This is a genomic window from Flavobacterium sp. RHBU_3 (assembly GCF_046613565.1).
In the GTDB taxonomy this organism is placed as follows: Bacteria; Bacteroidota; Bacteroidia; order Flavobacteriales; family Flavobacteriaceae; genus Flavobacterium.
On record NZ_JBKJHC010000001.1, the window covers coordinates 16,446 to 30,778 of the forward strand.

At 43.7% G+C, this 14,333-nt stretch carries 15 protein-coding genes and 1 pseudogene; 4 read left to right on the plus strand and 12 right to left on the minus strand.

Annotated features, from left to right (window positions below; genetic code table 11):
* Positions 1 to 87: 87 nt before the first annotated feature.
* On the minus strand, positions 88 to 1,533 hold the full coding sequence (asnS, locus tag ACLI1A_RS00070; protein ID WP_411404803.1) for an asparagine--tRNA ligase: 1,446 nt from the start codon (positions 1,531 to 1,533) through the stop codon (positions 88 to 90).
* 183 nt (positions 1,534 to 1,716) lie between these two features.
* On the opposite strand from asnS, the gene ACLI1A_RS00075 reads away from it, so the two are divergent.
* On the plus strand, positions 1,717 to 2,043 hold the full coding sequence (locus ACLI1A_RS00075) for a DMT family transporter (protein ID WP_411404805.1): 327 nt from the start codon (positions 1,717 to 1,719) through the stop codon (positions 2,041 to 2,043).
* 27 nt (positions 2,044 to 2,070) lie between these two features.
* Here ACLI1A_RS00075 and ACLI1A_RS00080 read toward each other — a convergent pair whose 3' ends face one another.
* From ACLI1A_RS00080 to ACLI1A_RS00120, 9 genes are all read right to left on the minus strand, one after another.
* Positions 2,071 to 2,523, minus strand: coding sequence for a hypothetical protein (locus ACLI1A_RS00080; protein ID WP_411404807.1), 453 nt, complete (start codon positions 2,521 to 2,523; stop codon positions 2,071 to 2,073).
* Between the two features lie 54 nt (positions 2,524 to 2,577).
* Positions 2,578 to 2,940: an ADP-ribosylation/crystallin J1 gene (locus tag ACLI1A_RS00085; RefSeq protein WP_411404809.1), complete on the minus strand. Its 363-nt coding sequence runs from the start codon at positions 2,938 to 2,940 to the stop codon at positions 2,578 to 2,580.
* Positions 2,941 to 3,021: 81 nt separating this feature from the next.
* Positions 3,022 to 4,155 carry a hypothetical protein gene (locus ACLI1A_RS00090; RefSeq protein ID WP_411404811.1) on the minus strand — a complete coding sequence of 378 codons (1,134 nt, stop codon included), beginning with the start codon at positions 4,153 to 4,155 and terminating at the stop codon, positions 3,022 to 3,024.
* Between the two features lie 111 nt (positions 4,156 to 4,266).
* On the minus strand, positions 4,267 to 6,732 hold the full coding sequence (locus ACLI1A_RS00095; RefSeq protein ID WP_411404813.1) for a DUF5686 family protein: 2,466 nt from the start codon (positions 6,730 to 6,732) through the stop codon (positions 4,267 to 4,269).
* Between the two features lie 33 nt (positions 6,733 to 6,765).
* The gene (locus ACLI1A_RS00100; RefSeq protein ID WP_411404815.1) at positions 6,766 to 7,047 is read right to left on the minus strand and encodes a type II toxin-antitoxin system RelE/ParE family toxin; all 282 of its coding nucleotides are present in this window, start codon (positions 7,045 to 7,047) and stop codon (positions 6,766 to 6,768) included.
* Between the two features lies 1 nt (position 7,048).
* A complete protein-coding gene (locus ACLI1A_RS00105) occupies positions 7,049 to 7,297 on the minus strand; it encodes a hypothetical protein (protein WP_411404817.1) in 249 nt (82 codons plus the stop codon).
* 106 nt (positions 7,298 to 7,403) lie between these two features.
* Complete coding sequence (gene frr, locus ACLI1A_RS00110; protein WP_411404819.1) at positions 7,404 to 7,964, minus strand: ribosome recycling factor; 561 nt, start codon at positions 7,962 to 7,964, stop codon at positions 7,404 to 7,406.
* Positions 7,965 to 8,001: 37 nt separating this feature from the next.
* Positions 8,002 to 8,709, minus strand: a complete 708-nt coding sequence (pyrH, locus tag ACLI1A_RS00115; RefSeq protein ID WP_411404822.1) for a UMP kinase — start codon at positions 8,707 to 8,709, stop codon at positions 8,002 to 8,004.
* 71 nt (positions 8,710 to 8,780) lie between these two features.
* On the minus strand, positions 8,781 to 9,563 hold the full coding sequence (locus ACLI1A_RS00120) for a patatin-like phospholipase family protein (RefSeq protein WP_411404824.1): 783 nt from the start codon (positions 9,561 to 9,563) through the stop codon (positions 8,781 to 8,783).
* A 98-nt stretch (positions 9,564 to 9,661) separates the two neighbouring features.
* Between ACLI1A_RS00120 and ACLI1A_RS00125 the strand changes: the two genes are divergently transcribed.
* Both ACLI1A_RS00125 and ACLI1A_RS00130 read left to right on the plus strand, forming a co-directional pair.
* Positions 9,662 to 10,264, plus strand: coding sequence for a thioredoxin family protein (locus ACLI1A_RS00125; RefSeq protein WP_411404826.1), 603 nt, complete (start codon positions 9,662 to 9,664; stop codon positions 10,262 to 10,264).
* A gap of 148 nt (positions 10,265 to 10,412) precedes the next feature.
* Positions 10,413 to 12,728: pseudogene (locus tag ACLI1A_RS00130) on the plus strand (GH92 family glycosyl hydrolase); the annotation flags it as partial.
* A gap of 1 nt (position 12,729) precedes the next feature.
* Here ACLI1A_RS00130 and ACLI1A_RS00135 read toward each other — a convergent pair.
* Both ACLI1A_RS00135 and ACLI1A_RS00140 read right to left on the minus strand, forming a co-directional pair.
* Entirely contained in the window at positions 12,730 to 13,236 is a 507-nt protein-coding gene (locus ACLI1A_RS00135; protein WP_411404828.1) for an SRPBCC family protein, read from the minus strand.
* A complete protein-coding gene (locus ACLI1A_RS00140) occupies positions 13,236 to 13,673 on the minus strand; it encodes a Rieske (2Fe-2S) protein (RefSeq protein WP_411404830.1) in 438 nt (145 codons plus the stop codon). Before ACLI1A_RS00140 ends, ACLI1A_RS00135 begins: the two co-directional genes overlap by 1 nt.
* A 168-nt stretch (positions 13,674 to 13,841) precedes the next feature.
* On the opposite strand from ACLI1A_RS00140, the gene greA reads away from it, so the two are divergent.
* A complete protein-coding gene (gene greA, locus ACLI1A_RS00145; RefSeq protein WP_411404832.1) occupies positions 13,842 to 14,318 on the plus strand; it encodes a transcription elongation factor GreA in 477 nt (158 codons plus the stop codon).
* Positions 14,319 to 14,333 lie beyond the last annotated feature (15 nt).

Below are 14,333 nucleotides of genomic sequence, written 5' to 3' on the forward strand. Positions count from 1 at the left end.
GGATAATAAACGTACAATGTGCATACTGCGTTGATTTATTTCAAAAATACATAAAAAAACCTCCCGAATAGGGAGGCTTCATATATCTTAAAACTCAGCGTTCTGCGGAGTCCTTGGGAACGGAATCACGTCGCGGATGTTACCCATGCCGGTAACAAACAGCACCAGGCGCTCAAAGCCCAGTCCGAAACCGGCGTGCGTAGCCGTACCGAAACGGCGGGTATCCAGGTACCACCATAGCTCTTTCTCGTCTATGCCCAGGTCGGCAATTTTTTGTTGCAGTACGTCAAGGCGTTCTTCCCTTTCAGATCCACCCACAATTTCACCAATACCCGGGAACAGGATGTCCATAGCGCGTACGGTTTGCCTGTCTTCGGCGGTGTTATCGTTCAGCCTCATGTAGAATGCCTTAATTTTCGCCGGGTAATCGTATAGGATTACAGGGCACTTAAAGTGCTTCTCTACAAGGAAACGCTCGTGTTCGCTCTGTAGGTCGGCGCCCCATTCTTCAATGATATAGCTAAATTTTTTGTTTTTGTTCGGCTTGCTCGCTTTCAGGATGTCTATAGCCTCCGTATAGCTCACACGCTTAAATTTATTTTCAAGAACAAAGTTCAGTTTTTCAAGCAGGCCAAGTTCACTGCGTTCTGCGGCAGGCTTGGTTTTTTCCTCGTCGGCAAGACGCTGGTTAAGGAATGCAAGGTCATCGGCACATTTATCAAGCGCGTACTTAATCACGTACTGAATAAAGTCCTCGGCAAGGTCCATGTTGTCGTCCAGGTTGTTAAACGCAACCTCAGGCTCTACCATCCAGAACTCGGCAAGGTGGCGGCTGGTGTTACTGTTCTCAGCACGGAACGTAGGCCCGAAGGTATAGATTTGACCCAATGCCATAGCAAAGGTTTCGCCCTCAAGCTGACCCGATACGGTAAGGTTGGTCTCCTTACCAAAAAAGTCTTGCTTGTAGTCTACTTTTCCTTCCTCGTTTAGCGGTGGGTTGCCCACAGGAAGCGATGTTACCTGGAACATTTCGCCTGCGCCTTCAGCATCAGAACCCGTGATAATAGGTGTGTTTACATACACAAAGCCCCTCTCCTGGAAGTACTGGTGAATGGCAAACGACAGTACCGAACGCACCCTCATAATAGCGCCAAACACGTTAGTACGCACACGCAGGTGGGCATTTTCGCGAAGGAACTCCAGTGAGTGTTTTTTAGGCTGCATCGGGAATTTTTCCGCGTCGCTGTCGCCCAGTATTTCAAGCTCTTTTACCTGAATTTCATACTTCTGGCCGGCACCCTGGCTGGGTACAAGCGCACCTTTTACCGCTACGGCGGCACCGGTGGTAAGGCGTTTAAGGGTTTCGGGTGCGGTGTTTTCAAAGTCAACTACCGCCTGTATATTATGAATTACAGACCCGTCATTTATAGCTAAGAACTGGTTATTCCTAAAGGTTCTTACCCATCCTTTTACAAGGACATCATCAATCGGCTTGGTGCTGTTCAGCAGGTCTTTAATCTTTGTCAGTTTCATTTTTGTTGTAAATTAATCCTCTTTGTTTAGAATTATGTGTTGCAAATGCCTGCAAATGTAGTAAAAAGCGGAAAATTTTTTAATGTAGCAATGTGGTAATTTATCAATTTACCCACTATGTTTTTTGCATTAACACCCTGAGCCTTTTAAAAGAAGTACCTTTGCGGGCTAAACATTAAATCTATGAACTGGATATTACTGGTTATAGCCGGCCTGTTTGAGGTAGGTTTTGCATCGTGCCTGGGTAAGGCCAACGAAAGTACGGGCATGGTAGCCAAGTACTGGATGGGCGGGTTTTTCCTGTGCCTTACCATAAGTATGGTGCTGCTGTATAAAGCCACGCAAACACTGCCCATAGGTACGGCATACGCAGTATGGACGGGCGTGGGTGCCGTGGGTACGGTACTGGTGGGTATTTTTGTGTTTAAAGAACCGTCGGATTTTTGGCGCCTGTTTTTCCTTACTACGCTAATTGCTTCAATAGTGGGGCTGAAGTTTGTATCGCATTAGGGCTTGAAAAGATTTGTAACAGTAGGCTTACCATTCAACATTCTCTGTGTAGGGTTTGTCTAAATAATCCTTGAAATTCCTTATTTTATTAATTGAAACAGGCTTGTGCGGTTTTTTTAGGTCAATAGTTAAATGCCAGATTGCCGATGCTTCATCCCAGGGGTCGGTCAGGATTTGGGTACTGTAGTCGTCTATAGCTCTTAATTCAAAAATGTGTTTTAAATCCTCTATAACCCTCAGAGTTTTATCAGTGTATGTTTTAAGAATTAAAACTTCTCCACCTACTAAGCACCAGTCGTTGTTTTTTCCAATGAGTCCACAAGTGGGGTCGCTGTAAAACTCGAAAATTCCAAATTCTTCTTGAGTGAGTTTATTAATGCAGTAGGAGTTTTCAAATATGTGACCCACTACCATAACAGTATTCTCAAATAATATTTTAAAGTTTTCGTGGTCTTTTAAGCGCCCGTTATACGGTTTCATATTTGTCTTGGTGTGTGTTTAATGTAAAAACAACATATCAGTAAATTTATAGTCTCACTTGTGAAACTCTTTAGTTACCTCAATCTTCCCGATAATATTGTTGTTGAATTCTTCAAGGTCTTCGGCAGGAACCCAAAGTTCATTGTGTTCTATGTTGCCTACGTTTTCAACCTTATATTTCTTTAGATACTCCGTGTTTACGGCAAACCTCAGTACATAGCCGCTGCCGTAGTGGGGTACATTCCAGTCTCTTGAAATCTGAATGGCATATTCTTCATTCAGCACGGGGTAAAATATAGGCTGTTCCGGTAACCTTGGTGGAAATTTTTTCCAGCCTGATTGTTCAATCAGGTCTAACTCAAATTTATTGACCGGTCTGTATAGGTAGGTGGTTGAATCGGTGTTTGTAATGTTCATGATTTTATATTGTAATGATTGCTTTAATTGTAGAGACTGAAGGTAGCGTTGAATTTTGGGGCAAACTGATGTAATTTGTTATTATCTTGTTTTTATTGTTAATCTTTCGTCATTAAGCCAGTCGTTCAGATGCTTAAAATATTGGTGTCTTGGAACATATATTATTAATACTTGTTTGTGAGTTATCCGGTTTAAAGCTTGTATAATAAACTCGTAAAAAGCACTAATGTTATAGATGTTACCTATATTGAGAATTATCTCTTTTTTGTCTAAAGGGATAAGATTAACTAAATGTCTTACATTTTCTCTGCCAAATATATTTTTTAAGTCGATATTCAATTCAAAATATAAATCATCTTCAATATTTAATATTGTTTCATCAACAGTAAATTCCAGTATATTAAATCCTCCTGATTTGATGTGCGAGGCGGTCATTTTTGGGAACTCATCTAAAAAAGTTTTAAGAATAAAAGACCCAATATTATTTTTTGCATTAGCTTTAGAGGCGTCTAATTGTGATAATGGATTAAAAAGTTCACCATTATCAATGAGTAATATTTTATTCTTCTCTATTTTTATTTCATAACTAGTTGCTTTACCGTATTGATAAGCATTATCCATTAATTCGTATACCGCAGGCATTAAATAGCTCTTAAACTTTTTTGAAAGTCTTTCATTAAGTTTAGGCCTTGAAAAGAATGCATGGAAATGATCTTTTGATGAAAATCTCGTTAGTTTAACAGAATCAAAATCTATTTCTGGAACGAATGTTCCAGAATAAAAATGCTTTAAGATTGCTGGCCTGAAGGCTATCTCGCTTTCAATGTCATTCCATGACCATACACTTATTGAAAATGGTAAATTCTTAGCATCGTTCAATGTGCGACAATACTCCTGTATGTTATTATCTCTTGAAGCAGTTGTGGCTATTGTAAAGTGATTAATTTTTGGATTAAAATTTATAGCTTTATTGCATTCTGATAATAATTCGTTAGGAGCCAGCACTGAACCGAGCCGACTATCTTTATCTTTGCATTGTACGGCATGATATCTTTTATCATATATGGGTCTGCCAAAAATATCCACTCCATTTTGGGCTTGTCCTTGTCTTCCGTTTTTTTGAGTTTCATTATCGTTCCATATATCCATCCACAATCTATGACATATTGCTTCGAAATCTTGCCAGTTAGAAGGTATAGGTAGTCTTAAATCCATAAATTTTATAGTATGTTGAAATTAAATAGAGTAATCATAATTTATAAATATACGTTATATTTAGTGTTATAATCCTACAAAAAAATCCTCAATAAAATAACGGGAAAAACCCTAAAACAAATTCAGCACATACGACACCTTAATCGATACGTTTTTATCAAAATGCGGCAGTTGGTAAGGGCCATAGCGGTAAAATGCGTTGAAGCCCAAGCCTTTAAAAATTTCGTTTAGTTCCATGCCGCTTTCGTAGTAGCCTTTTTCCAGGGTGTTAAAGGGCAGCCCCAGGTGGTCTTGCTTGTTTTCCATATTTCCCCACGCAAAGCGCGTTACCAGCATGGGCGACAGCTTAAGGCTGCGGTATACCGTAAAGCGCGTAAAACCGTGCTTCAGCTGGGCAGTAATGTAGCGGCTGCTAAAAAACTCGTTAAAGTACATGGTTTCAAAACTGTTTTTTCCGGCAAAGGTTATACGTTCCAGTATGCCGTCTTTCAGCAGGCTGTTTGGCGATGTGCTGTACAGGTGCGTCAGTGGGGTGTTGCCGCTGGCAAGCCCGGTTTGTACCAGTGCGGTGGTTATTTGCCCGTTCAGGTACTTCTTTTGCACATCCATGCGCAGGTCTATTTTGTTAAAGCTGAAATCGCCATCCCATATCCCCTTAAACGCCTTGGTGTACTGAAACGCAAACTTAGGGTAGCGCTTATCGGTTTCCATGCGTCCGTCGGGGGTTTGCATAAAATCGCTAAACGGGTTCCATTGCAACGACACCGATGCTGTGGTAAGGTTAAACCGCGTAAACGGGTAGCCGTTGTGCATGTATACGTAGTCAAATTTTGGGTCTATGCTGCTGTGGGTTATCTGCCACATGCTTTCGGTATACGGTATCAGCTTGGTTTCTATATACCCCTGCCAGGTTTTGTGGTTGTAAAACGTGGAAATGTTTATGGGGCGCGGGTCGTATATTTTAAACACGCGCTTGTCTGTAGCAAAAGAGGTGCTACCTATTTCGCGTATGTCGTTAGTGTACGAGCCGCCTATCCAGGTATTGGTAAACTTGTCTACACGCAGGGCGCTGCCCCCGCTGTATTTAAACTGCCCGTCCTTGGTGCCGTATGCACCATACCCGCTAATGCGGAAGGTTTCGGCAAAACGGTTGTTTGTAATGCCACCCAGCCCCAGCCTGAAGCCTTCGTAGTTGTTGTATTTTACAATCTGCCTCAGGTCGGCGTCAACAAAGCCCAACGGCAGGTAGCCGTTAATAATGCGCCTGCCCAGCACAATGCGCTGTTCCCAGTTTTCGCTGGCTACAAGGCTGTCCAGCGCGGTGTAGGTGGTAACGCTGCGGCTGTCCAGGGTATCGTTCCGGAAACGGTTCCAGTAGTCGTCGGGGCGGTTTATGGCCTCTTCCTGTATTTCGGTTTGTACCTCCCGGCGCCGTATGGCTATGGGTATGTTAAATTCCTTGTCGAAATTGTCTGCCTCAGAGTATACGTACAGGTAGTCTGTAGGTTCTTTTTTCCGGTTAGGATCCTGGTTGTCTGCGTTGTCAAATTTTATGGTTTCGCCCAGTATCTTTATGTCGCGGTTGTTGTTGCCTTTGCTTATTTTCAAGGTTTTACGCTCCGGGAACCACAACTCCTGCCCGGGCTCAAATTCAAAGTAATGGGTAGAGGTTATGTCCAGTACATTTTTTACGCGCAGTATGGCCTTGGCTATGCCATAGGTGCTGCGGTCTATGTACAGTACGCCTTTTAGTTTCTTTTTTCCGCTGCGTTTTGCGTCAAAGTAAATCATGTAGGTGGGCCTGCCGCTAATGTTTACGGTGTCCAGCAGTTTGTAGTTGTATTCGCTTAGGGCGTCGTTTGCCAACGGGCCGGCATATTTGGTTTCAAAAATTACGATGTTGTTTGTGTACACCGAGTACGACTGCAGCGTAAGCCCTATAAACTCGTACAGTGGTTTTTTAAATCCTGCCATGCGTGTGGCAAGTACCATTTCCTTTAGCCCCTGGCTTTTGTTGTAGCTAAACTCCGAAACCTTTTCGGTTTGGTACAGGTGCTGCTTGTTTATAAACTTCTTAAACTTATAGGTGGCCGAGTCTATTTTTTCTACAAGCCTGCCAGCTTTTTCATACTGAAATACTGTATCTATACTGCTTTTTATAGAATCGGGGTTGGCGGTAATTACAAGGCGGTCGTAGGTTTTGTAGCGGTAACTTTCCAGTTTTTGCTGGGGGTCGTTAACGGGTTTGCGTTTTATGGCCTTGGCTATAATATCATTTGCCGGGTTTTTGGCGTTTATTACCACTTCGTGTAGTGTGGTGGCTTTAGGGGCTAAGAGCACGGTGTAAAATACGTTGCCCTCTTTCAGTTTTGTTTTTTGGGGAGAATACCCGGTATAGCTTGTGGTAAACTCGTTTGCCGTTACTGAAAGCACCAACTTACCGTCTACATCGGCTACGTGGTTTTTTGCGGCACTGGTTATAGTGGCAAAGGGCAGGGGTTTGTTTGTTTCGGCATCCCGTACGGTTATGGTAATAGCGTTCTGCGCCCCCACAGAGAGCGTAAAAAAGAAAAGCAAGAACGAAAGGATTTTTATTGTATTTCGCACGGGCTAATAATCGTAACGTGAATCAACTATAGAAGTTATTCTTATGGTTTTGTCTTCTACACGATATAAAATTTTGTAGTTCCGAACTATAATTCTCCTGTATCTGTAATGGATTTCATCAAACTGATATTGTTCTGGAAAAACAATGGCTTCAGGTGCCGAAATAATTTCTTCACGTATTTTTTGGGTGGTTTCTTTTGAGTTTTTAAACAACAGGCTGTTGTAGATGCTTCTTAAATCTGCTTTGGCTTCATCTGACCAAATTACGAAGAGAGACTGTGGCATCTTACCAGGATTCCATTTCTTTACGTAAATCTTCCTGTGTGGTAAATCGCCCTTCTTCAATATCTTTCTCTCCGCGTTCAATCTTAGCATAATACTGGTCGCGCGTCATTGGTTCGCCCAGTACGGTATACGCTACAATTTCATTTTCATTAGGGGTGTCGTTCTTTATGGCCAGCAGTTTGTTAAACACGGCTTCGTCAGTAAGGTGCATCACCCAGTCCAGTACTTCAAGTTTTTTGGCGGCATCCATGGCAATTATTTTAGATATGTAAATATAACGACATTTTACCTAAAATATGATAAATAAAAATCCGCCCCTGCGGGGCGGACTCTGTATGCTTGCTGTATAACAGGTGTTATACCTTCATTATCTCTGCTTCTTTAAGTACAAGCAGTTCGTCTATCTTTTTAATGAAACTGTTTGTAAGCTCCTGTACGCTTTCTTCGGCACCTTTACAAACGTCTTCGCTCATGCCGTCTTTTTCAAGTTTCTTGATTTCGGTATTGGCATCCTTACGTGAGTTACGGATACCAATCTTAGCATCTTCAGCTTCGCTTTTGGCTTGTTTTACAAGGTCGCGGCGGCGCTCCTCTGTAAGTGGCGGAACGTTTATAATAATGCTTTCGCCATTGTTCATTGGGTTAAACCCAATGTTAGCAATAAGGATAGCTTTTTCAATGTCCTTTATAAGGTTGCGCTCCCATGGTGTTACGGTTAGCGTACGTGCATCGGGTGTGTTTATGTTAGCCACCTGGCTTAGCGGAGTAGAGGCGCCGTAGTAGTCTACGCGCACACCACCCAGCATGGCTGGTGTAGCCTTACCGGCACGAATGTTAAGGAATTCCTTGTCAAGGTGAGCAAGGGTGTTTTCCATGCTTTCCTGTGTGCTGTCCAGTATAAAATCTATTTCTTCCATAGCTTTTACGTTTCGTGTTTCTTTTTTCTAAAAAATATTAAACGTTTACCGTAGTACCTACAAGTTCGCCTATACATACCTTTTGCAGGTTGCCCGGCTTGTTCATGTCAAATACTATAATTGGCAATTCGTTTTCCTGACTTAGGGTAAAGGCTGTAGTGTCCATTACATTAAGGCCTTTAGCTAAAACTTCGTTAAATGTAAGTGTGTCGTATTTTGTAGCCGATGGATCTTTCTCCGGGTCGGCAGTATAAATTCCGTCTACGCGTGTGCCTTTCAGTATCACGTCGGCATCTACTTCCACGCCCCTTAGTACGGCAGCGGTATCTGTAGTAAAGTACGGGTTACCGGTACCTGCACCAAATATTACTATACGGCCTTTTTCCAGGTGGCGTACAGCGCGGCGTTTTATATAAGGCTCGGCAATAGCTTTAATTTCAAGCGCAGTTTGCAGGCGGGTTTGCATACCGGCGTCTTCCAGTGCACCCTGTAGTGCCATACCGTTTATTACGGTAGCCAGCATACCCATATAGTCACCCTGAACCCTGTCCATGCCATTTGCAGCACCCGATACACCCCTAAAGATGTTACCTCCGCCTATTACAATGGCTATTTGTACGCCTTTATCGTGGATTTGTTTAATTTCGGCGGCATATTCGGCAAGCCTTACAGGGTCTATACCATATTGCTTTTCGCCCATTAGCGCTTCTCCGCTAAGTTTTAACAGGATTCGGTTGTACTTCATAGGTGTTGTTTTTGATGGTGCAAATATAACAATATTTGTTTCGAACTGAATAAATTTTGGAAACAGCCCGGTTATAAAATAATTACGTCTTTGTATGACTTTTTGGCGGCTTCGTACCCTATGTTAAATATCTCGTCCATCTTAGCCTTGTTGGTTTCAAAGGTGTTGTAAAAAGCCAGTTCCTCCGGGTTTATTACCCAGTCGCACAGCATAAACTTGTGCATGTTGCTGTTAGCCGAAAGCAGTTCGTATGCCCGTGCGGTTACTGCCTTTATGCTGCTCAGGTGTTCTTTTTCTATTTTTTGTATGGCACTTACATAAATGCCTATGTTTACATCGCAGCGGCCCTGCAGTATATCGGTAGGGAAGTGGTTTACTATGCCGCCGTCGCCATACAGGCGGCCTTCAATTTCGTAAGGGGAAATAATACCCGGAAACGCGGCAGATGCCAGTACGGCATCGGCTATTTTAATTTCGTCTCCAAAAATGCGCAGCTTGCCCGATACCAGGTCGGTGGCGGTAAGGTGCATTTCATAAGGCAGTTCGCCCAGTGTGGCCTCGCCAAAAATGCTGTGAAAATAATCGCGGAAAGCGCCCGAATCTATAAACCCCGGCTTGCGGAAGGTAAAATGCTTCCAGTGAAAAAAGTAAATAGACTTAAAAAACTCCAGTATCTCCTCGGGCTTTTTGCCCCAGGCGTATAAAGATGACACTATGGCACCGCTGCTGGTACCTGCTATGGCATTTACCTTTATGTTGTTTTCTTCAAGGAATTTAAGCACTCCGGCGTGTGCTATGCCTTTTGTACCCCCGCCGGAAAGGGTAAGGCCAATGGTTTTTCCTTCAAATTTCATGTTCGGTTTTTGATTTGCCTGACTAAATTACAGTTTTTTAGCAAATGGGCTTTTTTTTGATAGTATATTATTGAGTTAATTTAAGCATACTATAAGATATGATAACTACTGAATCCCTTATACAAAACAGCCTTACACAGGCTTTTGATTATGCCGGTTACCGCAAACACGCTGCCGATTTACTGGCACAGGGCATGAGCACCGGACATACCCAGAGTGAGGCGCTTACCCACTACAGCTCGCTAAACGATACCCGTATGAAACGCCTGGATAAAACACTGGTAGTGCCTGAGGAAATTACCCAGAAATTGCAAAACCTGGAAAAAAGGTACGAGTTTGTGGTAATAAGCGAAGGCTGGTGTGGCGATGCCGCGCAGATAGTGCCGGTACTGAACAAGATGGCGCTTGCTACAGATAAGATAGACCTGAAGCTGGTATTGCGCGACGATAACCCTGAGCTGATGGATGCTTACCTTACTAATGGTGCCCGCTCTATACCAAAGCTTATTGTGGTAGATGCCGAAACAAAGCAGCCCATAACCAGCTGGGGCCCAAGGCCGCAGGAAGGCGCAGCTATTATTATTGAAAATAAAGAAAAATATGGTGTGGTAACCGATGAGGCCAAAACCGAATTGCAACTGTGGTACACCAAAGACAAAGGCCTGAACACCATGAATGAGGTAGCGGCTTTACTGAAATAACAGCCGTAATGTAACCGGGCGCTATGCAGGGCAGGTTTTAAACATTACAAACATAAAAACAACTTTAAAAGTCTTGTTGCCGTTATGGGCAGCAGGACTTTTTTTATGGATTATTGGCAGTATATCGCTACTTTTATAAAAACAAACAAAACGCTTTTCTTATAACACCATGAAACTAAAAAGCCTATTTGCTTTTGCCTTGCTGTGTGCAGGGTTTGCTTATGCGCAAACCCCCAAGAAAAACCACAAGTACATAAACCCGCTTATAGGTACGCAGCGCATGGGGCATACCTACCCGGGTGCTACGGTGCCCTTTGGCAGTGTGCAGCTGAGCCCCGATACCGATACCATAGCCTACGAGTTTAATAAAAAGTATAACGGCGAAGTGTATAAATACTGCGCCGGTTACCAGTACGACGACAAAACCATAGTCGGCTTTACCCATACACACTTTAGCGGCACCGGGCATAGCGACCTGGGCGATTTTTTACTGATGCCCACCGCAGGGCCACTGCAACTTAACCCCGGTACTGCCGATAAGCCCCTTAGTGGGTACCGTTCGGCTTTTTCGCATGAAAATGAATATGCCGAGGCTAATTACTACAAGGTAAAGCTGGACGACCATAACATCCTTGCCGAACTTACCACAACCACCCGCGTAGGCATGCACCGCTACACTTTTCCTAAGGCGGAAACAGGGCATATAATAGCCGATTTTATGCACGGTATTTACAACCACAACAACAAAAACGTGTGGACGTTTGTTCGGGTAGAAAACGATACGCTCATAACAGGGTATAGGCAAACGCGTGGCTGGGCGCGTACCCGTACGGTATACTTTGCTATGGCTTTTAGCAAGGCACCAAAAAACTACGGCGCGCAGACGTATGATAAGGATAATATTTACAACGGCTTTTGGCGGAAGTTTGATCAAACGAAAAACTTCCCGGAGCAGGCAGCGCAAAACCTGCGCATGTATTTTGACTTTGATGTGGCTGCCGGGGAACAGGTGCTGGTAAAGTTTGCCCTGTCGCCGGTAAGTACAGAAAATGCCGTGGCTAATATGAAGGCTGAGGTGCCGGGGTGGGACTTTGACAAGGTGAAAACCGATGGGCAACAGCTTTGGGACAAAGAGCTGGATAAGATAAAAGTGGAAACACTTACCGAGGCAGATAAAACCAATTTTTACACCGCCATGTACCATGCCTTTATTAACCCTACCACCTACATGGATGCCGATGGCAGCTATAAGGGGCTCGACCAGAATGTGCACAAGGCAGAAGGCTTTACAAACTACACTACCTTTTCGCTGTGGGATACCTACAGGGCGCTGCACCCGTTGTTTAACGTGATTCAGCCCAAACGGAATAGCGACATGATAAACAGTATGCTGGCGCATTACACGCAGAGCGTGCATAAGGCACTGCCGGTATGGAGCCATTATGCCAATGAAAACTGGTGTATGATAGGTTACCACGCGGTATCGGTCATTGCCGATGCGGTGGCTAAGGGCAATACAGGTTTTGATACCAAGCTGGCGCTTCAGGCGGTTGTAGATGCTTCTAACCTGAGTTATTATGACGGGATAAAATATTACACCGATTTGGGTTATGTGCCCGAAGACCGCAGCGGGGCATCGGTGTCTAAAACATTAGAATATGCCTATGACGACTGGTGCATAGCCCAAATGGCAGGCAAGCTGGGTAATAAGGAAGTGGCTGCAAAATACGCTGCCCGTGCCGAAAGCTACACTAACGTTTGGGATAAGGAAAGCGGTTTTATGCGTGCCCGTATGGCTGATGGCAGCTTCATGAAAAAGTTTGATCCGCTGGATACGGGAGAGAAAGGCTATATAGAAGGTAATGCCTGGAACTACAGCCTGTATGTGCCACAAAACCCCGATGAGCTTATAAAGCTACACGGTGGTAAGGAAAAGTTTGTGCAGCACCTGGATTCGCTGTTTACCATGCAGCTGCCTGATAAGTACTTTGAACATACCGAAGACATAACCCGCGATGGTATTATAGGCAACTATGTACACGGTAACGAACCCAGTCATCATGTGGCGTATTTGTACAACTACGCCGGCGCGCCCTGGAAAACCCAGCAGTGGATTCGTACAATACTTAATCACCAGTACAAGCCCGCACCAGACGGACTGGGTGGTAACGACGATACAGGCCAAATGAGTGCGTGGTACATATTCAGCAGCCTTGGGTTTTATCCGGTAGCGCCCGGCAGCGACGAGTACCAGCTGGGCAGCCCGCTTATAAAATCGGCAGTACTTAATCTGGAAAACGGTAAAACCTTTACCATTACAGCTAAAAACCAAAGCGCTAAAAACGTGTATGTACAAAAAGTGGAGCTTAACGGCAAACCGTTACAAGGCACCACGCTAAAGCACAGCGATATTATGAATGGTGGTGTACTGGTATTTTATATGGGTAGTAAACCTAGGAAATAAATTACGGTAATAACGTATTTCTTTTGTTCTCGTCTTCTGCTATTTCTTTAATAACGAGGTTGCGCTTTAGTAGAAAATTATGCATGTACCGTTTAAGAAAAAGGGCATCGGCCAGGCGTCCGAGTATGCCCAGTGGGCTTTCGTAGTAAAAAAGGTCGGTCATTAGTGTCACGCCGTCTTTTTCCTTAAAAAGATGCTTGTGTTCCATTACTTTAAAAATGCCTCCTTCCGGTACCATTTCATCGGTAAAGCTTTTGTTTTGTTCAAAGGCGGTTATGCGTACGGTAAGATGTTGGGTAATCCCGAAATGCCGTGCCTTCCAGGTAACCGTTTCGTTCAGTTCCATAAGTCCCGATGTGCGTGCCCATACATCACTCCGGTCTAGTGGTGGTACGGCTTCTTCATTAGTATGCGCTGCCGATATTTTGTGCAGGTCAATGCTTCGGCTGAGGTTAAATACAATTTCAGCCGGAGCGTTAATGGCAGTATGCAGTGTTATTAAGGGCATTAGTTATACACCCGTATCACGTTGTTGCCCAGTATTTCTACACGGTACGATTTTAGGGGGTATTTTACTGCTGTGGTAGCCTGGCCTGTAAACAGGCTGTACTCTACGCCATCGCAGGGGCAGGTAACATTTACGCCGTTTTTCTCCAGCACAGAGCAGCTGCTTAGCTCCTGGTTAGGGCAGCTGGCTTCCCAGGCGGCCCATCCGCTGCCGGTGTTCATTACAAAAATACCGTTTATGCCTATGCCGTCTATGCCTATGTATTTGGCATTACCTGTGTACAGCAGGTCGGTGTACGATGGTAAGGTCATGTCTATGTTTACGGTAAAGCTGTAACCGGGCAGGTAAGGGTTGCTGTTGTTAAAGTTGTCTGACGAGCAGCCGGCAAACCCTACAATGCCTGCTATGGCTACTACAAGTATTAAAAGTTTTTTCATTGCAATTTTTAAATTCCTGAAGAAATATTATGAAACAAATTTAATTTATTTAACTTTGGTATCTGCTATTATAGCGATACAAACAGATTTATTAAATAAATATTATCTTTGCATAGAAGAAAATCCCGTTTATATGGGATTTTTTCTATTTATATAAACGATGAAGTTATGAGTACAGTATCTTATTACACTGCTGAAGGACTGAAAAAATTAAAAGATGAGCTGGATTACCTGAAGAGTGTGGAACGCCCTAAAGCCAGCCAGGCCATTGCAGAGGCAAGGGATAAGGGCGACCTTAGTGAAAATGCTGAATACGATGCAGCAAAAGAAGCGCAGGGACTATTAGAAATGAAAATTTCTAAAATGGAAGAACTGGTGGCTAACGCCCGTATTATAGACGAATCGCAGCTTGATATAAGCAAGGCGCTGGTACTTAGTACCGTAAAAATAAAGAATCAGGCAAACGGCATGGAAATGAAGTACACGCTTGTAGCCGAAAGCGAGGCTAACCTGAAAGCCAATAAAATATCGGTTACATCGCCGATAGGCAAGGGGCTGCTGGGTAAATCAGTAGGCGAAGTGGCCGAGATAAAAGTGCCAAACGGTACCCTTAACTTTGAGGTGCTGGAAATAACAAGAGACTAACTTTTATAAAGCAAA